The organism is Aquimarina sp. AU58 (assembly GCF_900312745.1).
Taxonomy (GTDB): Bacteria; Bacteroidota; Bacteroidia; order Flavobacteriales; family Flavobacteriaceae; genus Aquimarina; species Aquimarina spinulae.
The window spans coordinates 167,508-192,541 of the sequence record NZ_OMPD01000013.1; the positions used below are offsets into that span (position 1 = coordinate 167,508).

The window sequence follows — 25,034 nt, forward strand, 5'->3', positions numbered from 1 at the left end:
AATTATGGTCACAAAAGAAATTAATCCTGCCGGTAGTTTTAAAAATTGGGATAGCACTAAAATGCAAGAACTACAAAACAGCAATAAAAGTAATCGCATTGGAAACACTCTATTATTTGAAGATGATAGTATTAAGGTTTGGTCTATACTATTAAAACCCGGAGATCAATTACCGTTTCATAAACATACAAAAAACTATACCTGGATTTGTTTAACCCAAGGGGTTGCCATATCTCATCATCAAAATGGTAGGATTGTCGAAATAAAGTACCAAAAAGGAGATCTATCATATTATGATCATGATACCAAAGGTGATTTTGTTCATGATTTAAAAAATACTGGTGATTTGCAATTAAAGTTTAATACAATAGAATATAAATAACCTCTTATTGCTTTGTTACCACACACATCTCACCATCCAATTCTGTTTCAATAGTACAGTGGCTAAAATGATAGATCATTAAGGCCTTTTTAACTTCTGATTTTATATGAATAATCTGATCGGTTTCTGTAATGTCTTTTAGCTTAACATGTGCTGTAAAAACATGATGTTCTCCCTCTAGTGACCAAACATGAAGGTGATGTATAGAATCAACACGTGGTACTTGTAGTATTTTTGATTTTATTTCTTCTATATTAATATCTCTCGGGATCCCTTGTAAGAATACGAATAATGTTTCTCTTAATCGCTTAATAACATTATATAGAATATACAGTGTTATTAAAAGAGAAAGGGCTGGGTCGAGGTATTGTACATTTGTAAAATATATAGCAATCGCTGCAAAAAGTACAGCAACCCAACCCAATACATCTTCCATTAAGTGCCAGGAAACCACTTTCTCATTCAACGATTTCCCGCTACTTACTTTCCATGCCGCATAACCATTAACTGCTATTCCTATAAGTGCAAAAACAATCATCCCCTCAGCATCAGAATGTTCGGGTTCTAATAATCTGCCTATGGCTTCATAAATCACATAAATGGATCCTAAAATCAAAACAATACTATTAATCAAGGCACCCAAGAGAGAGAAACGCCTATAACCAAATGAGAATTTGGCATCGGCTTCTTTTTTAGATTTCCCTTCGAGGTACCAGGCAGTCCCCAAAGAAAGTGAATCTCCTAAATCATGAATAGCATCAGAAATAATAGCAATGCTATTTACATAAAGACCTCCTATAATTTCTAAAATTGTAAATCCCAGATTTAGAAAAAATGCAATTTTTAAATTCTTTCCAGCGTGGTCATGTGAGTGGTCGTGTCCCATAATTACTTTTGATATGATTCTAATTTTATTTTCAAATCATGAGGTATAGGCATTGTTTTTAAAGGAGGTACATTAGCACCTCCTGTGTTACCAATAGGAACCTTATTAACAAAAGATTTCCAGCCTCCTACAATCAAACGAATAACTTGTCCAAAAATTTCTTTGGTATCTCTGGTAAGCATCCCATATTTAAGCATTAAATAATGCGTGTAAGAATGCTCCCAGGGGTATGATTGTCCCAAAATATGGCTGCGCTCTAAATGATCCCAGGCTTTTGGCAAATCGTTATTAGATAATCCAGTTTTATAAAGCGACAATTCTTTATCATATTCGATTTTAAGTTTTGGTGGTATTGTTATATTAAACTTCATATAATTATATGTTTTATACAAAAATATGCATAGTAGTCATGCAATAGAAGTGCATTTATTGACCACTACAATGCTCACATATACCTTTTACTACCAAATTCATGTCTTCTGCTATATATCCATCTGGTAAATTGATTTGAGGAATTTTATGTTCTGTAAGACATATCGTTTCTCTACAATTATTACAATGAAAATGTAAATGCAAATCTCTGCCAATATCACAATTACAACCAGCTTCGCAAAGTGCATATTTTATCGTGCCCGTTCCATCATCTACCTGGTGCACAATCCCTTTTTCCTCAAATGTCTTTACGGTTCTATACAGCGTGGTTCTATCTGCCTTTGTAAAAGCATTTTCAATATCTCCAAGTGTTTTAGCTACATTACTTTGAGTCATATATTTATAGACCAATAATCGCATTGCTGTTGGTCGTACTTTCTTCGATTCTAAAAAACTTTCAATAGTATTCATTATTAATGTCCGTGACCTCCTTCTTCACTGTTTTTTGCCTTACCCAAAATGGTAAAAGCATCTTTTATTACTAATCGAATGGTACTAATATCTTTATTTTTATCCTCTAATGTAATCGCTACGAATCCTTCTTCTTCGGTTCCTTTGGTGATCGGTATCATTTCAAAATCTGTAACCATTGTTTCTCCCTCGCTTCTTTTTTCTCCTGCTGCAAAAACATAATGGTTTCCATCAAAACGAACTATGGCTTCTTCTGGTACCGCATATGCTTCGCGAGCACCAACTTCAATTTTTGCGTTTACAAACATTCCCGGAAGCAACTCTTGGTTTTTCTCTTTTAAGTGCCCATGAATAGTTATAGATCTATCATCACTAACATTGTTACCTATTAAGAAAATCTCTGCTTCCATCCATTTATCAGGTTCATTTGCTAATCGAAAACGAATACGTTGCTCATTTTTTATTAATGGGATATCATCTTCATACACTTTGAGCTCGACATGCAAATCTTCGGCATTAGTGATATCCATTAATACATCTTCTGATCCAAAATATTTTCCGGTATTTACATATACTTCTCTCACTACTCCATTAATAGGAGAATACACATTTACTATAGAAGATACTCTTCCATTAGTTACATTAGAAGGATTGATTCCCACCATTTTTAATTTACTTTCTAAAGCCTGAATATTTGCTTTATTAATCAAGTAATCACTTTTTGCTTTTTGAAATACTTTTGTCGAAGAGACATTTTCTTTATTTAATGTTTCCTGACGTTCATAATCTGCTTTCAGATATTCATTTTTTGCAACTGCTTCGAGGTAATCTCTTTGAAATTCTATAAAATCAGGATTCTCTACTCTTGCTACAAGTTGTCCTTTTCTTAATCGTGTACCTGGTAGCATATCGGTAAATTTCAAAAACCCTCCATAAGGAACCGTAATAGAAAGATTACTTTGTGGCGGAACATCAATCATCCCATTTACACTTAACTCATTTCCTATTTTACGTTTCTGAGCTTTACCTATTTCTATTTCAGTTTGCTTCATTTGTTCATCGGTCAACTCAATAAGGTTTTCATTATCTTCTTCATGTTTTTCTTCAGAAGTTGTAGCTGGTTTATTATTACACCCTAAGGTAAGCAGAAGTATGAATATGGCTATTAATTTATATATGTTTGTTTTCATTTTTATTGAATTGCGTTTATACTTTCAATTTCGATAAGAGTTTGATTGTAAGCGTTTATGAATTCTAAGTATTTGGTTTGAATTTCTAGTGCCCGATTGAGTCCTTGTACATATTCTATATATCCGATAGCTCCTTCTGTAAAACCTCGCTGAGATTGTTTTAATAACAGTTCGGATTGTGAAAGCGCATTTTTCTCATAATATAACAAGTTCTTTTGGTTTTTTTCTAGTCGTTCTAAAAGCATCTTTAACTGGGTATTAACTTCATTTTGAACCACATCTAACTGTGCCTGACTTTCTTTTTGACGAATTTTTGCCGCTTTTATTTTTGCCGCATGTGGTTTGCCCCATATCGGAATAGCCAAACCTAACTTTACCCCGGTAAATCTGTTTCCAGAATCAAAAATCACATCGGATCCATTTACGGTTTGTCCCGGGCCATTAAAAGATTGATTAAAATACCCTAATGTGATATCGGGAAGCATTTTTGATACGGCTACCGATTTCTTAATATCGGCAATCTCTATTTGTTCCTTGTAAAAAGATAGTACAGGATTTTTCTCTATAGCTGTAGTGTTGTGATCTACAGGTAATAGATTTGATTTTACTTTTAAATCTCCCACAGCAATATCAACCTTGTTTTCAGAATTGACCAATTTTTGCATAAGCAATTGATATCCTCGTATGGTTGCATTATTCTCCTGTATTTTAATTTGCAAATCTGCAACTTCTGCATTGGCTGTTGCTTGTTCTAATGCATTACTTTCTCCTGTTTTAAATCGCAGGTTTGCAGCATATACAAATCGCTGATAAATACTATCTTGTTTTTGAAGTAACTGTTGTTTACTCTTTAGAAACCACAATTGATAATATGTTGCTTTTAATTGCGTTACTACTTCATTTTGAACCACTTCTTGATTTAATTCACTAGATTTTATCGTTGCTTTAGCCAATTTATTCTGGTTCGTGTAAAGCGTAGGGAAGGCAAATTTCTGGCTGATACTAAACCGAGTGTCATTATCAAAATCGCTATTGGTTTGTCCATAGGTCAGATCAAAATCAGTTTTGGGTAGGTTAAAACTAGTTCCTTTTAAGGCATGTTCCTTCTCGGTTTGAAACGCAGCAACTTTTAGATTTGGATTATTTCTTAAAGCTGCGTCCATAACTTCTTCTAAACTTTGATATATGGTTTTTGCTTCACTAGTCTGAGCATTTATGCTAGTCATATTTCCTGCTACTCCAAGAAATACTACTAGTAAAAGCATTGCTTTTTTTGGTTTCATTTGTACTCTTTTTTCAAAATAATAATAGAGAATAGGTAATACCACCAGGGTTAAAAAAGTAGCGGTAATCAATCCTCCTATAACTACTGTTGCCAGAGGTCGTTGTACCTCTGCTCCCGAGGTTTGAGAAATTGCCATTGGTAAAAATCCTAATGAAGCAACAGTTGCGGTCATAATTACAGGTCGTAATCGAGTTTTGGTTCCTTTATAGATTCGTTCAAGAATATCGGTAATACCTTCTTTTTTTAATCGATTAAATTCTGCAATAAGTACAATTCCGTTTAATACTGCTACACCAAATAAGGCTATAAAACCAACACCAGCAGAAATGCTAAATGGCAAATCTCTAAGCCAAAGCGCAAACACTCCTCCTATTGCAGAAAGAGGGATCGCAGTAAATATTAAAACTCCTTGTTTTAAAGAACCAAAAGTAAAATACAATAGAATGAAAATAAGCAGTAATGCTAAAGGAACTGCTATTGCCAGGCGTTGCTTAGCTTTAATTAAGTTTTCAAATTGACCTCCATAAGCAACGGTGTATCCTGATTCAAAATTTACCTGATTATCAATTTTAGTACTAATTTCTTTTACAACACTCTCGACATCGCGATCCCGAACATTGAAAGCGATGATAATACGTCTTCTTGTATTATCTCGTTGTATTTGATAAGGACCATCTTTGATAGATACAGTTGCCAGTTGTTGCAATGGAATTTGTTCTCCATTCTCCCCATTAATATAAAGATTTTGCACATCTGTAAGACTGGTTCTGTTACTATTATCTAATCGTACTACTAAATCAAAACGTTTCTCTCCTTCATAAACCAATCCTGTAGATGCCCCTGCAAAAGCTGCCTGAATTGTATTATTAACTGCTTTAATATCCAAGCCATACTTAGCCAATTGGGCTCTATTATAATCGATTACGATTTGTGGTACTCCTGTCACCTCTTCTACATAAACATCGACTGCTCCCTTAACTTTTCCGGCAATTTTACCAATCTGATTTGCATAGGAGGAAAGTCGAGTTAAATCTTCTCCATATATTTTTATGGCTACATCCTGGCGCACCCCCGTCATTAGTTCATTAAATCGCATCTGAATGGGTTGTTGGAAACCAAAAGCCACTCCTGGTAGCACTTCTAAAGCTTCTGCCATTTTATTAGCCAATTCTGAACGATTAGAAGCTGATACCCACTTTGATTTATCTTTAAGAATAATCATCATATCTGCAGCTTCTACCGGCATAGGATCAGTAGGTATTTCTCCCGAACCTATTTTTGAAACCACTTGTAATACTTCTGGAAAATTATCGAGTACTATTTTCTCTGCTTTGGTTGTAGCTTTTATTGTATTAGAAAGAGAACTTCCGGTAAGTACTCTGGTTTCTACAGCAAAATCACCTTCTTCAAGTGTTGGAATAAATTCTCCTCCAAGGTTATTAAACACCAAATATGCTATTATAAAAAGTCCTGATGTAATTGCCAGAATAAATATTCTACTACGCATCGACCATTTAATTATAGGTTCATATAGTCTATAGAAAAAGTTCATGATTTTATCAGAAATATTTTCTTTATGAGTTCCTTTTTTACTCAACACCAATGCAGACATCATAGGAACATAAGTTAGTGATAGTATGAAAGCTCCCAGGATAGCAAAGCCAACTGTCTGTGCCATTGGACCAAACATTTTTCCTTCTGTTCCTACCAGGGCTAAAATGGGTAAATACACAATAAGAATAATGATTTCACCGAAAGCAGCAGAATTTCTGATTTTACTAGCTGATTTATACACTTCTTCATCCATCTCTTTCTGTGTCAACTTCCTATTAAATTTTAAAGCGCCGAGATGAAACAAAGTAGCTTCTACAATAATTACGGCCCCATCTACTATCAAACCAAAATCAATTGCCCCAAGACTCATTAAATTTGCAGAAACATCAAAAAGGTGCATCATACTAAAGGCAAACAAAAGTGACAATGGTATTACCGATGCAGTAATAAGCCCTGCACGCCAATTCCCTAGTAGTAATAATAGGATAAAAATAACAATCAATGCCCCTTCTATAAGATTAGTGGTCACTGTACCAATTGCATTATTGACTAATTTAGTCCTATCTAAAAAAGGTTCGATCATTACTCCTTCTGGAAGCGTTTTGGTAATAGATGCTATTTTGTCTTTTACATTTTTAATTACTTCTGCAGAATTTGCTCCTTTAAGCATCATTACAATAGCACTTACTACTTCTCCCTCTCCATTGCGAGTGGTAGCGCCATAACGAATAGCTTTTCCGGTTTGTACCTTGGCTACATCACTAATTAAAATCGGTATCCCATCAGATGTTTGTTTGATAAGGATGTTTTTTATATCCTCTATGGTGCCTATCAATCCTTCACTTCGTATAAATAAGGCTTTATCATTCTTCTCTATATAGGCACCTCCTGTATTTTGATTATTACTTTCTAATGCATTAAATATTTCAGAAATAGATATATTCATAGCATTTAATCGTTCTGGGCGTATTGCAATTTCATATTGTTTTAGATATCCTCCAAAACTACTTACATCTGCTACTCCTGGTGTACCCAATAGTTGACGTTTTATAATCCAATCCTGAATAGTTCTTAATTCTGTTGCATCATATTGGTCTTCGTAACCTGGTTTTGTAGTAATAACATATTGGTAAATTTCTCCCAGACCAGTAGTTAAAGGTGCTATCCCTGGTTTTCCTATATTTTCAGGGATTTGGGATTGTGCTTCGACAAGACGTTCACTAACTTGTTGTCTTGCCCAATACACATCTACGTTTTCTTCAAAAACAATGGTTACTACTGATAGCCCAAAACGTGAAAACGAACGTATTTCTTCAATTTCGGGAATGGTAGCCATTGTAATTTCTACAGGAAAAGTGATTAGCCGCTCTATTTCTGGTGATGCCAATGTTGGAGAAGAGGTTATCACCTGTACTTGATTATTTGTAATATCGGGAACAGCATCCACCGGCAGCTGTTTTGATGAATATATTCCCAAAATAATCAATGCTAGTGTTAGTAATCCAATAATCAATTTATGAGTTATGGAATACCTAATTATTTTATTAAGCATATAATAGTTTTAATTCAGTTAGACATCTCGATTCAATCTGATTTAATAGAATTTCTCGATGTTAAATAGCTGTTACTTTCTTTTAAAAAGATAGCAACAAGACATAATTATCCTATAAAACTAAATTAAACTTGCGGTGGTTGGAATAGTGTATTAGAGATTTCTTTACCAACACTATCAAAATGGGCAAATAACTCTGTAGAAATTTCTGGAGATATTAATTGATACGTATCAATACTAAAATCAATAACATGAACGTGGCAACAATGACATTGACAGAAAGGAGAGCATAAATCATTCTCTACACTATGATCGTGATTTTCACAAGAATCTGCAAAAGCCTCAATTTGAGAATCTTCTGTGATAGGTATACTATCATTACAAGGCACAAAATCAAGTGCCAGAAAATATATTGATAATATGAATGCTAAAATCTTCACATTACAAAGATAGTAATATTGTAATGCAATGGTATTGCAAAATTACCTAGATTCTAAATGTTATTAATTATTTTCTTTGGAAGCACACATACTACTCTTAAAAATAAAAAACAATAGGAATTGGAGTCTGTTTTTTAAGGTTTTATATTCAAAACAAGACCAAAAAAGCGACCCCCGGGTTAACTACTCCCAGGGGTCTAAATTGAAACTTAATTGTATTTAACACAAACTCAACTTATACTAATTATGATAGTTTCAATTATATTGTTTTGTTAGGCTAGGCTTATGATACGAAGATAAGCGCTATCCTTTAAATATTTTAACGTTTTTTTGATGATAATTAACTCTTAATAGTATCTTAATGCATTGATAAAACCAATAATACTAACTAATTAAAAGTTAATTTTTAAACTATTTTATGTACCAATTATGATATATTGATTGTTATATTCCCAGTGTTTTTTAATTTTTTCCCTAACACTGAAGATCCTTATTATAGCAAAATTCGTGCCAATTTTATTTAGTTCATTTTTTTTAACTTAAATTTAAGTAAACCCTCGGGTAACTACTCCCGAGGGTATGAATTGAAACTAATTATGAAATTTTACACAAATTCAACTTACATAATTAATCAAGTTTCAATTATTGTACTGTAATATCAAAACTTTGGGTAATATCAGTATCACCTCCAGCATTAGCAATATTACCACCGGCTACTCCATCTGCAGCTTTATTAGGTTCGTGTCTCAACGTTACTGTAAGAGTTCCGGTTCCTGCATCTGTTGTCGTTACTGTAAATGTTAGTCCAACAGGATTCGTTGTCGTAAAAGAGGTTCCATCTTCTTTTTTATAATCTGATTCTTTATCAGTATAAGCTGTCGTGATATTTAATGCAGAACTTGCTTCATAGAAAAACTGATGTTCATCTGCTTCTGCTTCTATTTCTTCGTTAATTAATTCGGCAGGGTTCTCGGATTCATTAAGCAATTCTACAGATCCATTATATGTTGTATTGGCAGTTAAATTACCCGAAACCGTTACTACCGGTGCTACTGGTCCATCTGCTCCATCTTCATCGGTAACAACTAAAGTTACAGTTCCTCCACCGCCAACTAGAGATACTGTCATTTTAGTTATTAATTCCTCTTCATTAACCGGTACAGGATTATCATCATCGCTAGAGCAAGATGCGAATAAAATACCTCCGACGATAAGCGTTGATAAAAGTTTGCGTGTGTTCATCATTTCTAAAATTTAATTTAATAGTTAATTGATAATCTTAATAAAAAATTCCTACCCAAATCATCTGCAAAATATCGCTGACGATTTAAGTAATTTCTATAGCTTGTATTTAATATGTTGTTTATTGTTAATCCAACTTTTAGTTTATTTCGTTCTCCTAAAGAGAACTCCATACTAGTATCTGCATTTAATAAATGATATGCATCTGGAGGAGTATTTACCTCTAATAATACATCTTCATTTTGCTGCGGAGAGAACACAGATATATTGGACGGGTACTCATTTTGTCTAAAAAAGTATTGACTTTCTAAAGAAACATTAAGCCCGAACCAATTTTTGTTACTATAAGTAACACCGTTATTAAAAGTTGGTGCAGGGATATTAATCAATGCAGCATCTTTTTCATTTTCTTTTCCTTTTACCATAGAAAAACTATGATCTGTTCTCCAGTTCTGATGCCAATTGGCATAAAGTTTTGCATCTACTCCCAATAATCTAACATTGGTTTGTCGATATTCCCAAACAGGAAATGCTCCTCGTATAGATAATTCGACATCTACAGGTTCTAGCAAAATATAATCATTTATAAAATTGGCATATGGCGCAATTTCCCATCCCCATTTTTCTGTATTCTTTTGTGCGGTTACAGATATTTTATGTGATGTTTCCTGATCCATCCTTAAATCTCCCAACTCAATTCTGGCAGCCGAGTGGTGTAAACCATCACTAAATAACTCTGAAGGATTAGGAGCACGTTGTGCCAGTGCATAATTGAATCTAAATTCGTAATCTTCTTTAAAAGTATATTGTATTCCTGTAGTACCAGAAATACTATGGTAATCAAAAACTGGATTAGTGAGCCATTGTGTGTTAAAATCCTCAATAATGAGATCAGAAAAATCTACACCATATCCTCTTTCTTCCCATCTTGATTTTAAATAAAACTTCTTAGCATCCATACGATTATAATCGTATCGAATACCTGCATCTATAATGATATCATTTGTTAAGCTATATTCACCTGTAACAAATACTCCGGCATCATACTTATCATAGTCGGGAATTAATCTTTTTACTCCTGTACTGGGGTCTGCAAAATTATTCTGATATCTAAATAGCACTCCTACATTCCACAGAAAATCAGGATTCGAATCAAAACTAAAATCTGAAGTTAGTGTATGTGTTTTTAGCTCAAGATCTATACTGGGTAATTTGGTAAGTTCTTCTGTTCTGCGAATATCAAACTCAAATCGTTTATTATATTGAAAATCATATTGTGTATTCCATTTCCCAAGTTCTTCAAAACGTTTAAAATACCGAAGGCGTCCCAGATGGTGGGTAACTTCTTGCTTAGGATTATCAATCTCATAGGTAAAATCTCTAATAATTGCAGGTCGCTGTTCATTAATAGCATCTATAAGATCATCTACATTGCCAATATGAGATGTTGCCAGTACTCCAATTTCATTATCAAAAAAAGAATAATATGCATCCCAGCCGTGGGTAAATTTATTTACTCCAAAAGATAGGGAGGCTCCTTTTTCGAATACTCCTGTATTAGAAAGAACATAGTCTGGTGCTTCTACATCTCCAAAGCGTTTTAATGTTCCTTGTACTTTAAAAAACCATCCATTTTTATATCCTTTTATCAATTCTGAAGAAACTGATCCTCCTCTACCATTTACAGCTCCCGATAACCGGGTTTTCCCAAATAAAGTATCTTTTGCAGGTACTTTACGAGGTTCCATAATGATAACACCACCTATTGCGTCTCCTCCGTACTGTAGTGCAGAAGCTCCTTTAACAACAGTAACATTTCCTGCGGTGTTAATATCTACATTAGGAGCATGTTCATCTCCCCATTCCATATCTTGCATCCGAACGCCATTATTCATGATCAATACACGACTTCCGCTAAGACCCTGAATAATCGGTTTTACAATCGTAGATCCGGTATTTAAAGACGAAACACCTGTAATTTCTCTAAGAGCATCTCCCAAAGAGGCACTGCCGTATTTTTCTATGACATCAGAGCCTATAGTTTCTTCTTGAGCAGAAGTTGTTTTAGTATCATTGGCTCCCGAAACTTTTACTTCTTCTAATTCATTAAGGTGATGTTCTAAGGAGAAATCTTTTGAGGATATTTTACCTACATCAAGAGTTACTACCTGCGAATTACACTTTTCATGAGAAATAGTAAAAGCATATGCTGTTGCACATAAACCTGTAATAGAATATCTACCAGAAGCGTCTGTCACGATTGTACGATTATTAAATGTTATTGTAGCGCCTTCAAGGGGTGCTCCGTCATGAAAATCTATGACTCTGCCAGAAAGTGTTTTATCACATTCTTGTGCTGAAAGGAGATTAATCCCGAGAAGAAACACAAGTAACCAAGTGTGTCTTTTCATTTGTAAAATAAATAATGGATAAACTGATTAGTATGGATATACCACAGTTAAGTTTCAGTAATAAAGTTTAGGTAAAACTAAGCTACAGGGGGAGCTTTGTTTAGAAAATTGTAAGCAGCAGATGAATTAAAATATCGATTCACATAAGTTGCTCGAACAATATCGGCAGGAATATGCACTACTTCAGGAACAGTAACTGTGTCTGCAGATGTAAAATTATCATTATGATGATCAGAAGTAAACTTACAAAGAGAGCAGTCTATATCATCAGCATCATGACCTACAATATGCAAGTCTGCTAATTGAATGATACCGAAAAGTACCAAAAATACGGAAGCTAGTATTTGTCTATTAAACTTCATAACAGCAAATAAACGAAAAAAAATGATTGCTTATTATATTTTTTGGCTAAGAAAGTGTTAAAGGCGTATGAAATCTATACTTTTTTGTGCTATTGCCTCCAGATGTTTTGATAAATTACTGCTTTGCCATGGATGTTTTACTCCAAATATATGATCAGCTCCTTCTACCAAGAAAATATCACTGTTAATGCTCCATTCATGTATATTTCTACTTTCCTGCACATCAACTGTTGGGTCGTTTGTACCGTGAATAATCAAATGTGGAATTTCAATTTTTTTGGCAGCATTGGTAATCGTTAATCTATCTTCATTTTTTATAAAAGATGTATAAAATTGAAAATAATGTGGCATTTGCTGTTTAGTTCTTCCGTTTTCGATATACATTACTCCTTTCTTCTGCCAATATGCAAAGGCTTCTCCTTTTGGAAACCGGTTTTTGTAATCAGAAACACTTGCCCATGTTATTAATGTAGTGATTCTCTTATCTTCTGCGGCTTTAATAGTTACAATTCCACCACCACGAGAATGGCCTATCAAAGAAATGTTTGAAGTATTAATTTCATTTTTGAATTTAAAATCCGAAGAGGTTACCCAATTTATAATGGTTTCTAAATCATCTAATTCTTTGATATAATTATTATTACCAAAAGCTTCGAGGTCAGGAAAATCTATGGGTTGTTTTATAGTGCCTCCATTATGCGAAAAATTAAATTTTACAAAGAAAAACCCAGCTCTGATAAAAGCTTCTGCCACCAAATCCCAGGCACCCCAATCTTTAAAACCTTTATATCCATGACAAAAAATAACAATAGGTTTTTGTACCCCAGTATTCGTATAAAAAACATCTGTCAAAATTGGTTTTTGATGTTTTCCTGCTACTATTATATTTTTGTTTTTAATCATCATAATTCTAAGTATAGAGTTTAGTATCCAAGCTATTGCAGCTACACTTCTTTTTCAATAAATGGGATTTCAATATTAAAAATTTCCAGGATCAATTTTTTTAACTGTAGCAGATAATCGTCAAACACTGCATTTGTAATTTCGTAATTTGCTTTCCCTCTTATGCTTTCTTTCGTTCCAAACTTAAGAAACCCTTCCTGAAGATTCTTGAATGAAATTATACCTGCCTGAAAAGCGTCTGAAATTGGGTTTTCATTATGTTGCATGTATGCATATGCCAAAACCTGGATCACTTTGCTATATTTATAGTCGTCGGTAATTACATCCCAATCCATAATAACGACATCATTTCGACCTACTCTTCCTGTCTTATAATCTATTATCCTTACTTGTCCATCTAGCTCATCAATACGATCTACTTTTCCTTTAATATAAATAGGAAAATCCAGCTCAGGAATTCTCAATTTTGTTTTTAGATTACTTTCTATCGCCAAAATCTTTAATCGGGCACCACTCTTTATTAGTTTCTCCTCGGCTTTTAGAAAATTATACACATATTGCTTGGCTACTTCAAAAATCAAAAGATTTTTACCTTGCGTGATATTGAGTTTTGTATATTCTTGTTTAAACTGATCCCGAAGTTCGATATCAATTTGGCTTCTCATCTTATCAATATCTTCGATAGTTAGAAATTTATTTTCTAATGGTTTATAAAAAGTTTCGAGTGTATTATGGATAACTGTCCCTAAAGTATTTGCAGCAATAGTTTCTTCTACCTGTTCGGTTTCTGTAACACCCAAAACATATTTATAATAGAAATCCATCGGGTTTCTTATATAAGCAGTTAATGCAGAAGGGGACAACCCGTATGCGCATAGTTCTTTTAATTTTAGCAAAACCGCTTCATTTTTCTTTATCTGCAATGGTTGGTTAGTTAACATAGGCACTTCTGCCGATACTACATATTTTGTAAGTTTATGCTTGGGTCTTTTATCAATATCTAACTGAAGTAGAAATCTGCTCTTTTCTCCACCACCCACTCCTTCGTCTTCTGTATTATACAGTAGATATACCTTTTTAGCTCTTTGGATCAATCTATAAAAGTGATATGTATATATAGCGTCTTTTTCTTTATATGTAGGAAGGCTGTATGCTCTTTTGAGATCATAAGGAATGAAAGAATTCATGCTTTTCCCGGCAGGTAAAACTCCTTCATTAACTGAAGTGATAATAACAGTTTCAAAATCAAGACATCGAGACTCTAACATTCCCATAAGCTGTAATCCACTAAATGGCTCACCAGAAAAATCGAGTGTCTCAGACATCATAATATCTTTATACAATGTATATAAAGATCCAATCGTTTCTATATATTGATAGCTATCATGTAGTGTAAAAACTTTATTAAAAACTAAATGGAAATGATATACATATTCTAGTTCTAACTCATCGTTTTTCTTATCAAGATTATTCTTGAGTAATAGTATTATTTTTCTACAATTTTCTAAAGCTGTAGTAACATCTTTCCAAGGATCAAATAGTAATGCAAGAGTTTGTTTTTCCTTATCCGAAGCTTTTTCTTGTAGTTTATCTAATGTTATGTAAACGATATTTTCTTTAGAAATGGTATTGATCAATCGTGCTGCTTCAAATCCTAATATTCTATACGCAGGTAGGCTATTTAAAATTTCTAATACTAATTTATAATAGAATCCTTTGGAGTTAGAATTTTTATGAAGGCTAAATAACAGCTCAAAAAATGCAGCTATAGGAACCTCTTTAAGAGGTAGTCCCATTGTAATATTTAGGGCTTCGATTGTATTAGGTAATGAATTAAGTAGGGGCTGTAGTAGCGTTTCGTCTGCAAGTACCAAAGCTGTTTTTTCGACCTCGGACTTGGGGATCGAAGCAAGTATCTGACCAATAGATTTTGCCTGGCCTATATTTTTAGGTACTCCTACCAGAGTAATATCTTTTTCTTCAGAAAAATTGTTTTGCACCCATTGAAATGGGTTCTTTTTATAATACTCCCATTGATTTTTATATGTTCGTAAGAATAAAGACGCTTCGTGATAGGTGTTCTCCACAAAAAACTGATCAGCATCCCAATATACCTGAGCAATATCTGCCTCTAAGAGTGATTGAAAAATGGTCTGTTCTGCATTATTAAGTGCATTAAACCCTACCAGGATATGTGTTCTACTTTCGGTATTAATATATGCCTGGATATCTTCTGATGCTTTTCTGTACAACAATCCTTGATATCCTATTTTCTTGGAAAGCAATTTATTTTTAAAATTGTCATAGTAATCCATCAGGTTTTCCCAAAACCTAATATAATTTTTAACTAATTCGGTTTTTTCTTTTTGTAAATACCAATGGTTTAAGTCTTGTATCCCTGATAAATAAGCAAAAAAGCTCTTGTGATCTATACAGTATCTGTCGATTTCATTAAAATCATAGATTAGGGTCTGGGCCCAATTACTAAATGTTTCGAAATCTTCCTTTTCTAGGTGAGTATGAGTGTTTAGGTACGTTTCATAAAACTCAAATAATGTCTGAATATTATCAATTTGTTGCAGCCCTGATAATCGAACAATAAATTCTTCAATACTAAGGATTATTGGCGCAAAAAGAGTTTGATCGGGATATGTCTCTAAAAGTTCTTTTTTAAGAAAAAGCCCTGCTCTTTTACTAGGCACCAGAAAAATTAGATCACTTATTTTTTCTGTAGTGCCTTGCACTTCTAGGATAACTTCTTTTAGGAAACTTTTCAAGTATTTATGATTTTATTGCAAGATATTAAATCTGAAGGCAAACCTGAACCTCTTAAGAAGAATCGATCGTGTTAAGTCAAGATCTTTATTTAATTTTCTAAAAATAAAAAACGTCCCGAAAATTTCGGGACGTTTTTATTATTATGATTAAGAGACTTTATTCTTATTTTACTAAGTTGATCTCTACACGTCTGTTTTCTTTTCTACCTTTTCTAGTTTTGTTAGAAGAGATAGGTCTGTCTTCACCATAACCAACAGCTGATAATCTGAACTGGTCGATACCATTTTCTGTCAAGTAGTTCTTAACAGAATTTGCTCTAGAATCAGATAATCTTTGATTAAGTTTAGCACTTCCTACACTATCAGTATGTCCTTCTACAGTAAATTTAGCATTAGGGTACTCTTTTAATATCGATATGATATCAGCAAGTGCTTGATTAGACTCTGATTTAATGGTAGATTTACCAGAATCAAACAAGATAGTTTTTGCATAGTTATTAAGTGTCTTCTGTACTTCTTCAGTTACTTCTGGACAACCATTGTTAGCAACAGTACCAGCAACGTCAGGACAGTTATCATCTTTATCTAATACACCGTCACCGTCTTTATCTTGGTAAGGGCATCCGTTATTAGCAGCTGGTCCAGCTTCATTAGGACAACCATCTTTACCATCGGCGATACCATCACCGTCAGCATCAGGACATCCATTAAGAGCAGGTAATCCAGCTTCAGTAGGACACTCATCTTTAGGATCTGGAACTCCGTCACCATCAGTATCAGGACATCCATTAAATTCAGCAGTACCTGCAGTATCAGGACATTCATCTTTAGCATCAGTGATTCCATCACCATCAGTATCAGGACATCCGTTGAATTCCTCTAAACCAGGAACATCTGGACACTCATCATCTTTGTCATATATTCCGTCACCATCAGTATCTTTACCTCCAAATGCGAAAGTAAGTCCTGCAGAATGTTGGAAATGAGTTGGTGGGTAACTACCAGTCTCATAATCTTCAAATACGTGCTTATAAGTTGTTTGAAGGTTAAATGCTAAGTTTTCAGTTAACCAAAAGTTGAATCCAAGAGAACCGTTTAATGTTCCAGCTCCTTTTTCATCAAGCCAAGTATAACCTCCACCTACACCTAAGTAAGGATCGATCCAACCTGAACCAAATGCTTTCCTAAAGCTGTAGCTAATTCTACCATCTATGGCATAATAAGATAGGTCATCAACTTTTAAATCTTCTCCTGTAACAGGATTTTCTCCCCAGTTTTCTATTTTGTTAACCGATCCTGCCGCTGTAAAACTAAAACCATCTCCTATATATCTACCAACAGATAATTTGGAAACAGATGGAAGGATGTTCCAGTGGTCACTAGCATTAAAATATTCATCGAAAATTTCTCCCTGACTAGTAAGGTCTCCCCCAGTAGGAAAGATGTCAACGGCATTAATACCTATAGAAACCGCCCAAGGATTGTTTTCATCTTGTGCATTCGCCGTACTAAATCCAAGTACAAGTAACGAAGCCACTAAAAATCTGCTAAGATGTTTCATATTCAATAATTTAATTTTTAAGTGTTAATTAGAGCAAATGTAATATGTTAAAAATAACTGTCAAAGATAAATCTAATAAATTTTTCTTAACAGGCCAGCATATATCGCAGCTTTGGAGAGTGTAGTAGTTTTTTCTTACAGTTTTCAAGCCCCAAAAAAAGCAATAATTTTAACCTTATTAGAGAAAAATTAAAGTATTTATCTCAGCAATTACGTTACAATTATAAGATAAAAATACCTTTTATCCTTAAATTTCTTTTAGTAATTATAAAAATGATAGTTTATTTATACGTGTTTTAAGGTGATATTATCATTAAAATAAATTAGAATTTTACCTTTTATAGTGTGTCCTATTTTTTCAAGAAGTGATGCATAGCCCTGTATTTGCATAGTGTGAGAAGTATTATGAACCCCCGTTTTATAATCTATTATAGTGGTTCGATTATTTTTGTCGACTACTACTCTATCTGGTCGAAATAATCTTCCATTAGAAATTATATCTCTTTCGTTATATACCACATTATCTAAAGAAAAATATTGAGAAAGCTCTGGATGGTCTACAATACCTTTTATTTCATCATAAAGTATTTCTTTTTCAGAAATAGTAATCTCTCCTGTTTTGTGGGCTTCTTCAACAACTCTTTTCACATCCTTATATGTATCTATAGAAGCCATAAGATCATGTATCAAATTTCCTTTTTCTATTGCATTCTGTTGAGATGTATCCCATAGTTTACCAGAATGGGTTACAATATTTACCTTATATTTTCGCGAGGAGTCCTCGAATCGAGAAAGTTTAATCACTCTTGGTTTGTCTTCTATATCTGTATTTAAAACCTCTGGTTTTAAAGGATGACCAAAAGTATACTCTGTTTTTTCAGGATTCCATTGATCCAAATGTTTTAGATATGCAATTAATTTCCCAGAAAAAGTATTTGGGTTACTTTCTCCTTTAGAATTTAATTTCAAATTAGAAACAATATATAGTTGTTCTTTTGCACGAGTAAGTACTACATATAATAGATTAAACGCATCTAACTCTAATTGAGCTTGCCTGTTTAATACAATTTCTTCTGCATCTTTACCATACTCAGATATCCCTTTATTATAGTTGATAAACACTTCTTCAAAATTGTCATATTTTTTACTATCTACTGCCAGCCATGTTTTGGGCTCTATTTCTTCATAGATATCTATATTAGCATATGGATAAATAACGCAAGGAAACTCTAGTCCTTTTGCTTTATGTATAGTCATGATCTTAATTGCCTGCTCTGTTTCTGGAGCAACAATACTTAATTTATCTTTTTTGATATGCCAATATGCTAAAAAACCTACAATACCTTCTGTGTGTTTTTGAGTAAATGCAAACACAACATCTAGAAAAAATTGTATATACGCTGTAGTACTATCGGCAAGAGAAAAACTGGCTATAATATATTCTACTGCATCATAAAGAGGTTTTATAGCTACTTTGGCAAGATCAAAATCAAGCCCCAGGGTTTTAAGTTCAGAAGAAAATGTATTCTTAGTACTGTTGATCATTTTTTCCAGAAACAAATGCTTTTCTTGTATTGAAAACTTCTCGGTCAAGAAATGTAATACGTTGATTTTTGACTGAAGATGATCAGGTTGTATGCACCAGGTAAGCAGGTCAACAATAAATACAACTTGAGGAGCATTATTAATCAATAATGTTTCTGAAGAAATTATAGACAGCCCTTTTTGGGTAAGAAGATCTGCTATGACAGCTCCTTCTTTTTGTTTTCTTACAATAACACATATTTCATTAAGAGGATATCCTTTTTTGTTTAGTTCGAGTACAGTTTCATACACTTTCTCGGGATATAAATCATTCTCCTGAGCTACATTTTTTGCTTCAACAAATGATAGATTAACGTATCCATTTTTTTTGGAGTTAACTTCTTGTTTATTTCCCAATACATATAATTCTCGATGTTTTTCATTTTTAAAATCACCCGACAAAAAAGTAAATAGATTATTATTGAATTTAATAATTTCTTCGTGACTACGATAATTCCTAGGAAGATTAAGAACTTGTTTTTCCTGTATTGAAAAAGGGTTTTGATCAGACGATAAATTGATAAATTGTTCTGCTTTCCCTCCTCTCCATCGATAAATTGCTTGTTTTGCATCTCCGACTATAGTAACCTGCCCTCTTTTACCTGTTAATGTTTCTGTTGAAACTGCATTATCAATAAGAGGGATCAAATTATTCCACTGTAATTCTGAAGTATCCTGAAATTCATCAATAAAATAATCTCTATAACGCTCTCCTAAACGTTCATATATAAATGGAGCTGGCTGATCCTTAATCGCTTTACTTATAATCGTATTAAATTCTGATATTAATAGAATCTTTCTCTCTTTTTTGATTCCAATTAATTCTTTATTAATTGCATTTAATACCGAAAGAGGTGTAAGGTTTTTGATAATATTTTGAAAAAAACCAATTCGTATTAATAATTGCTTTGTTTTTAGAAAGGTTTCTTCTATAGAAGGTCTAATGCTATCGATTAGTTCTTTTTTATGAGGGTCTAACTTAGCATTATAGAAAGAGGCTTCTTGTATATTCTGTTTCCAGGCTGCTTTAAAATCTGCTTTCACCTCACCTTCTGCAAGTTTTAAAAAATGGTTAGGAATCGAGCCTCGAGTAAAATCTGCATATTCTAATCCTTGGACCTTTATTAATTCTAAAATTGTATTCGACTCAGAAATAATATCTTTCTTACATTCGGCAACCTTTTTATTCAGCTGTTTTTTTAGAACCTCAAAATCGGTAATTGTTTTATGAGAAAGTTTATTAAGGTGTTCTCTGTCATTTTCACTAAACAACAATCTGGCTATCTTATTCAGTTCTATAGTGATATCCCAACTTTTATCATCCTCTAGCTTGCTAATCGCAAAATCAACAATTAATCTGGTTAGTTCCTCGTTTAGTCCTATCTTGGCAACTACCGCATCTACGGCTTCTTCAATTAAAGCATCTGTATCCATTTCGATCTCAAAATTCATAGGAATCTCTAAATCATGTGCAAATGTCCTAATTACTCTATGTGTAAATGTATCAATAGTAACAACATCGAATGCTGCATAATTATGAAGGATACTTCTAAGAATTCGCTTTGCTTTTTGTTTAAGTTCGAGTTCAGGAATTTTGGTCTCTGTACTTAATTCACTTAACAAGCCTTGATATTTTGATGGAGTATCAGGAGCACTAATAGCAACTAAATTCTCTAATATTCTGGATTTCATCTCAGCTACAGCTTTATTTGTAAAAGTAATTGCCAGGATATTTTTGTAACTATCTCTATACTCTCCTTTTAAAAGAGCAATCAAGTATGCTTTTACCAAAGTATAGGTTTTACCAGCACCAGCAGCAGCATTGTAAACAACAAAAGCAGTAGTAGAATTCAATTCTTTTTTTTACTAAAATACTAAAACCCGAAATTCTTATACCCATCAATTTCTATAAAATTATAACAACAAAAAAGGTTGTTTTTATTATCCTATGGGTTTTAATCAATTTATAACAATTATAAATTTTTATTCATCATTCTAATTATTAAATTTGATGTCGCTTTTATTTTTTATTAATTAAAATAATAACATATGTCATTCGAATTACCAAAATTAAACTACGCTTTTGATGCGTTAGAACCTCATATAGATGCTCGTACCATGGAAATTCATCATGATAAACATCATGCTGGATATACTAGCAAATTAAATGCTGCAATTGAAGGGACTGATCTTGAGGGTAAAACCATTGAAAATATTCTTATTAATCTAGATATGTCTAATGGAGCTGTTAGAAATAACGGTGGTGGATATTATAATCATAATTTATTTTGGGAGATAATGTCGCCTAATGGAGGAGAAAAACCATCTGGTGAAGTTGCAGATGCAATTAATGCAGCGTATGGGTCTTTTGATGCTTTTAAAGAAGCATTCTCAAAAGCAGCTGGCACAAGATTTGGATCTGGATGGGCTTGGTTATGTGTACATCAGGGAGGGAAAGTAGAAATTTGCTCTACCCCTAATCAAGATAATCCTTTAATGCCTGGTATTGGATGCGGAGGAACCCCTATCCTTGCATTAGATGTTTGGGAACATGCATATTATTTAAACTACCAAAATCGTCGTCCGGATTATGTTTCAGCATTTTTTAATGTAATTGACTGGAACGAAGTAGCAAGCCGATATGCTCAAGGAAAATAAGTACTAATATATTTTTAAAAAAGAGTTACAGTATTGTGACTCTTTTTTTATGTGAAAGTATTACGAAATGTCAGAAAATAAAAAAAGGTGGAAGAACCACCTTTTTTTGCCCCAAATCTACCATGAACTTAACCTACTTATGCTATGGCTTTGCTAATATAGAACGTTATTTCATAGTGAAAAAATGTTTTAGACGAAAGGTCAAAATACTTGTTGAAATACACAAATTAACCCTTTTTAACAACAAACATTTTTGTTTTTTTAATAAGCTCTTTCATTTTTACCTTCAAAGAAGTTTATAAAAGCCTTATTTACAACCCTATTTCCTCCTATTGTTGGATAATCTCCTGTGAAATACCAATCCCCAAGATTCTTAGGACAGGCTTTATGAAGGTTATCGACAGTCTGATAAATAATCTTTACATCAGCTTTTACCGATTTATCACTTAACAATTCTGATATTTTATCACTTATCTCCTGATCAGAAAATCCACTATAGATTTCTTTTACAAAATTTTGCACTTCGGAGTCTACTAAATTTTCCTGGGCTTTACATTTTTCATAAACCTGCTCTACCAAGTCATAATTTCCATTTTCTTTTAAAAGCTCTAATGCTGCCTGAAATGCCACTAGTCCTTCTAATCTTGCCATATCAATTCCGTAACAATCTGGATAACGAATTTGTGGTGCCGAAGAAACAACAACGATTTTCTTTGGTCCTAATCTATCCATCATCTTGATAATACTCTTTTTAAGTGTCGTTCCTCTAACGATACTATCATCGATTATAACTAAATTATCTTCTTGTTTTACTACACCATAAGTCACATCATAGACATGAGCTACCAAATCATCTCGACTACTATCTTCTGTAATAAAAGTACGAAGCTTAGCATCTTTAATTGCAATTTTCTCTGTTCTTAATCTGTATGAGAGAATTTCTGATAGACGTTCATCTGTTAATGTCTCTTTTTCTGAAAGTATAGTTTCGTTCTTCTGCTTATTTAATTCATCCTGGGCTGCTTCAACCATGCCATAAAAAGAGGTTTCGGCAGTATTCGGAATAAAAGAAAAAACGGTATTTACTGTATCATGATCAATTTCTTCTAAAACCTGAGGCATAAGCAATCTTCCTAAACTCTTTCTTTCTTCATAAATTTCGGCATCACTTCCTCGTGAAAAATAAATACGCTCAAAAGAACATGCTTTTCTCTCTAATGGATCAATAATTCTATTTATCGATGTATCTCCATTCTTTTTGACGATAATTGCTTTTCCCGGATCAAGTTCTAATACATCATCAAAAGCAACATTAAATACAGTTTGAATAACAGGTCTTTCTGAAGCAACCACCACTACCTCATCATCTTTATAATAGTATGCTGGTCTAATTCCTGCTGGATCTCTTAAAACAAAAGCATCACCATGCCCAAGCATTCCTGCCATGGCATACCCTCCATCCCAATCTCTTGATGATTTTTTAAGGATTTTAGCAACGTTTAATCGTTCTGCAATTTGAGGAGAGGCTTCATTTTTATTAAACCCTTCTTTCTTTAATTTCTTATACAACTTGGCTACTTCAGAATCCAAAAAGTGGCCTATTTTTTCCATTACAGTAACGGTATCTACCTTATCTTTTGGATGCTGTCCTAATCTTACAAGGTTATTAAACAACACATCATTATTAGTCATATTGAAGTTACCAGCTACAATAAGATTACGATGCATCCAATTGTTCTGTCTTAAAAAAGGATGAACACTCTCTACACTATTTTTACCAAATGTCCCATAGCGTACATGTCCCAGAAGTACTTCTCCTATGTAGGGAATGTTTTTTTTCTGTAGTTCGACATCGTCAGCATATTCTGGATGCTCTACCAATTCTTTATTAATCCTATCATTAATCTGAGAAAAAATATCTTGTATTGGCTGCGATTCACTAGATCGAACTCTACTTATATATCGTTCGCCAGGAGTTGTATCTAATTTAATACTTGCAAATCCAGCACCATCCTGACCGCGATTATGTTGTTTTTCCATCATCAGATACATTTTATTTACTCCATAAAATGCACTACCGTATTTCTCCTTATAATACTCTAATGGTTTTAATAATCTAATAAATGCTATACCGCATTCGTGTTTTAACGCATCACTCATTGTATTCCAATTCTAAATGTTGTTGTGTTAATCATAATCAAAAAAGCCCTAAACAATTACTTTAGGGCTATACTTTATATCAAGACAATTCTATCTCGAATTGTGTTAACTCTCTAAATTGCTGAAGTCGCCTCTGAACCTCATCTCGATTCAAATTCTCCATTCGCTCTGTACCAAATTTCTCTACACAAAAAGACGCGAGGTTTGAAGCATGAATAATCGCTTTTTTCATATTCTCGAATGAAATATCATCTGTCTTAGTTAGATATCCCGAAAAACCTCCTGCAAATGTATCTCCTGCTCCCGTAGGATCAAAAACTTCTTCTAATGGTAGTGCAGGAGCAAAGAAGATCTGTTCTTCATGAAATAACAAAGCTCCGTGTTCTCCTTTTTTAATCACAACATATTTTGGCCCCATCTTTTCGATTGCTCTGGCTGCTTTTACCAAAGAATATTCTCCACTTAATTGTCTGGCCTCTTCATCATTAATAGTAATTACATCTACTTTTGAAATTACTTTTAGAAGATCTCCCAAAAAAGCATCTTCCATCCAAAAATTCATAGTATCTAATATCGTAAGTTTTGGTTTAGTAGTAAGTTGTTCTATTACACCTAGCTGTACTAGCGGGTTTAGATTTCCCAGCATCACAATATCTGCATCTTTATAATTATCAGGAACCACAGGGTTAAAATCTGCAAGTACATTAAGTTGTGTATCTAATGTATCTCTAGAATTTAAATCATTATGATATCGACCACTCCAGAAAAAAGTCTTTCCTCCTTTTACGATCTCAACAGCAGAAGTGTCAATATTTTTTTCCTGAAGCATAGAAAGATAATCCAAGGGAAAATCTTCTCCAACCACAGAAACAATTGATGAAGAAATGTTGAAATTCGAGGCAGAAAGCGCGATATAAGGGGCTGCTCCTCCTAATATTTTATCAGTTTTACCAAAAGGTGTTTCAATAGCATCAAAGGCAATAGAACCTACAATAAGTAATTTACTCATACAACTAGCGTAATAATTTTTTGCAAATATACGTTTTACTTTTAAGTAGTAAGAAGATTAATACAAAGGTTATTTTCTGTTTGAATGTACAAGTATTTTTCTTGTGATGTTGTTCACTATTTGATAAACCTAAGTTAAAACACCTAAAATTTTATTACTTATTTAGAAATAATAAACAAGCAATACTCTTTTTACAGATTGGTATATGATTTTAGATTTTGCCCCCTTAACAATA

At 33.3% G+C, this 25,034-nt stretch carries 17 protein-coding genes; 2 read left to right on the top strand and 15 right to left on the bottom strand.

Going from position 1 to position 25,034, the window contains the following annotated elements; all coding sequences use genetic code 11:
* Window positions 1-4: 4 nt before the first annotated feature.
* On the top strand, window positions 5-382 hold the full coding sequence (locus DK441_RS11040; protein ID WP_160112055.1) for a hypothetical protein: 378 nt from the start codon (window positions 5-7) through the stop codon (window positions 380-382).
* 4 nt (window positions 383-386) lie between these two features.
* On the opposite strand, the gene DK441_RS11045 is transcribed toward DK441_RS11040, so the two are convergent.
* The 13 genes from DK441_RS11045 to DK441_RS11105 all read right to left on the bottom strand — a co-directional run bounded on the left by DK441_RS11045 (window position 387) and on the right by DK441_RS11105 (window position 20,826).
* Window positions 387-1,268, bottom strand: a complete 882-nt coding sequence (locus tag DK441_RS11045; RefSeq protein WP_109098785.1) for a cation diffusion facilitator family transporter — start codon at window positions 1,266-1,268, stop codon at window positions 387-389.
* A 2-nt stretch (window positions 1,269-1,270) separates the two neighbouring features.
* Window positions 1,271-1,639: a DUF3703 domain-containing protein gene (locus DK441_RS11050; protein WP_109098786.1), complete on the bottom strand. Its 369-nt coding sequence runs from the start codon at window positions 1,637-1,639 to the stop codon at window positions 1,271-1,273.
* A 55-nt stretch (window positions 1,640-1,694) separates the two neighbouring features.
* Entirely contained in the window at window positions 1,695-2,111 is a 417-nt protein-coding gene (locus tag DK441_RS11055) for a Fur family transcriptional regulator (protein WP_109098787.1), read from the bottom strand.
* A 2-nt stretch (window positions 2,112-2,113) separates the two neighbouring features.
* Complete coding sequence (locus tag DK441_RS11060; protein WP_109098788.1) at window positions 2,114-3,301, bottom strand: efflux RND transporter periplasmic adaptor subunit; 1,188 nt, start codon at window positions 3,299-3,301, stop codon at window positions 2,114-2,116.
* A gap of 2 nt (window positions 3,302-3,303) precedes the next feature.
* Complete coding sequence (locus tag DK441_RS11065) at window positions 3,304-7,692, bottom strand: CusA/CzcA family heavy metal efflux RND transporter (RefSeq protein ID WP_109098789.1); 4,389 nt, start codon at window positions 7,690-7,692, stop codon at window positions 3,304-3,306.
* Window positions 7,693-7,817: 125 nt separating this feature from the next.
* On the bottom strand, window positions 7,818-8,132 hold the full coding sequence (locus DK441_RS11070; RefSeq protein ID WP_109098790.1) for a DUF6660 family protein: 315 nt from the start codon (window positions 8,130-8,132) through the stop codon (window positions 7,818-7,820).
* 642 nt (window positions 8,133-8,774) lie between these two features.
* Window positions 8,775-9,377, bottom strand: a complete 603-nt coding sequence (locus DK441_RS11075; protein ID WP_370444312.1) for a type 1 periplasmic binding fold superfamily protein — start codon at window positions 9,375-9,377, stop codon at window positions 8,775-8,777.
* Window positions 9,378-9,391: 14 nt separating this feature from the next.
* Window positions 9,392-11,785, bottom strand: coding sequence for a TonB-dependent receptor (locus tag DK441_RS11080; RefSeq protein ID WP_109098792.1), 2,394 nt, complete (start codon window positions 11,783-11,785; stop codon window positions 9,392-9,394).
* Window positions 11,786-11,862: 77 nt separating this feature from the next.
* A complete protein-coding gene (locus DK441_RS11085; protein ID WP_109098793.1) occupies window positions 11,863-12,147 on the bottom strand; it encodes a hypothetical protein in 285 nt (94 codons plus the stop codon).
* 57 nt (window positions 12,148-12,204) lie between these two features.
* Window positions 12,205-13,053 carry an alpha/beta hydrolase family protein gene (locus DK441_RS11090; RefSeq protein WP_370444313.1) on the bottom strand — a complete coding sequence of 283 codons (849 nt, stop codon included), beginning with the start codon at window positions 13,051-13,053 and terminating at the stop codon, window positions 12,205-12,207.
* A 38-nt stretch (window positions 13,054-13,091) separates the two neighbouring features.
* Window positions 13,092-15,827, bottom strand: a complete 2,736-nt coding sequence (locus tag DK441_RS11095; protein WP_109098794.1) for a PD-(D/E)XK nuclease family protein — start codon at window positions 15,825-15,827, stop codon at window positions 13,092-13,094.
* 163 nt (window positions 15,828-15,990) lie between these two features.
* A complete protein-coding gene (locus DK441_RS11100) occupies window positions 15,991-17,388 on the bottom strand; it encodes an OmpA family protein (RefSeq protein WP_074409786.1) in 1,398 nt (465 codons plus the stop codon).
* A 285-nt stretch (window positions 17,389-17,673) separates the two neighbouring features.
* On the bottom strand, window positions 17,674-20,826 hold the full coding sequence (locus DK441_RS11105; protein ID WP_109098795.1) for an exodeoxyribonuclease V subunit beta: 3,153 nt from the start codon (window positions 20,824-20,826) through the stop codon (window positions 17,674-17,676).
* A gap of 195 nt (window positions 20,827-21,021) precedes the next feature.
* Here DK441_RS11105 and DK441_RS11110 point away from each other — a divergent pair, with 195 nt between their 5' ends.
* Window positions 21,022-21,630: a superoxide dismutase gene (locus DK441_RS11110; RefSeq protein WP_109098796.1), complete on the top strand. Its 609-nt coding sequence runs from the start codon at window positions 21,022-21,024 to the stop codon at window positions 21,628-21,630.
* A 261-nt stretch (window positions 21,631-21,891) separates the two neighbouring features.
* Here DK441_RS11110 and DK441_RS11115 read toward each other — a convergent pair whose 3' ends face one another.
* Window positions 21,892-23,790, bottom strand: coding sequence for an amidophosphoribosyltransferase (locus tag DK441_RS11115; protein WP_109098797.1), 1,899 nt, complete (start codon window positions 23,788-23,790; stop codon window positions 21,892-21,894).
* 79 nt (window positions 23,791-23,869) lie between these two features.
* On the bottom strand, window positions 23,870-24,799 hold the full coding sequence (locus tag DK441_RS11120) for a PfkB family carbohydrate kinase (RefSeq protein WP_109098798.1): 930 nt from the start codon (window positions 24,797-24,799) through the stop codon (window positions 23,870-23,872).
* Window positions 24,800-25,034 lie beyond the last annotated feature (235 nt).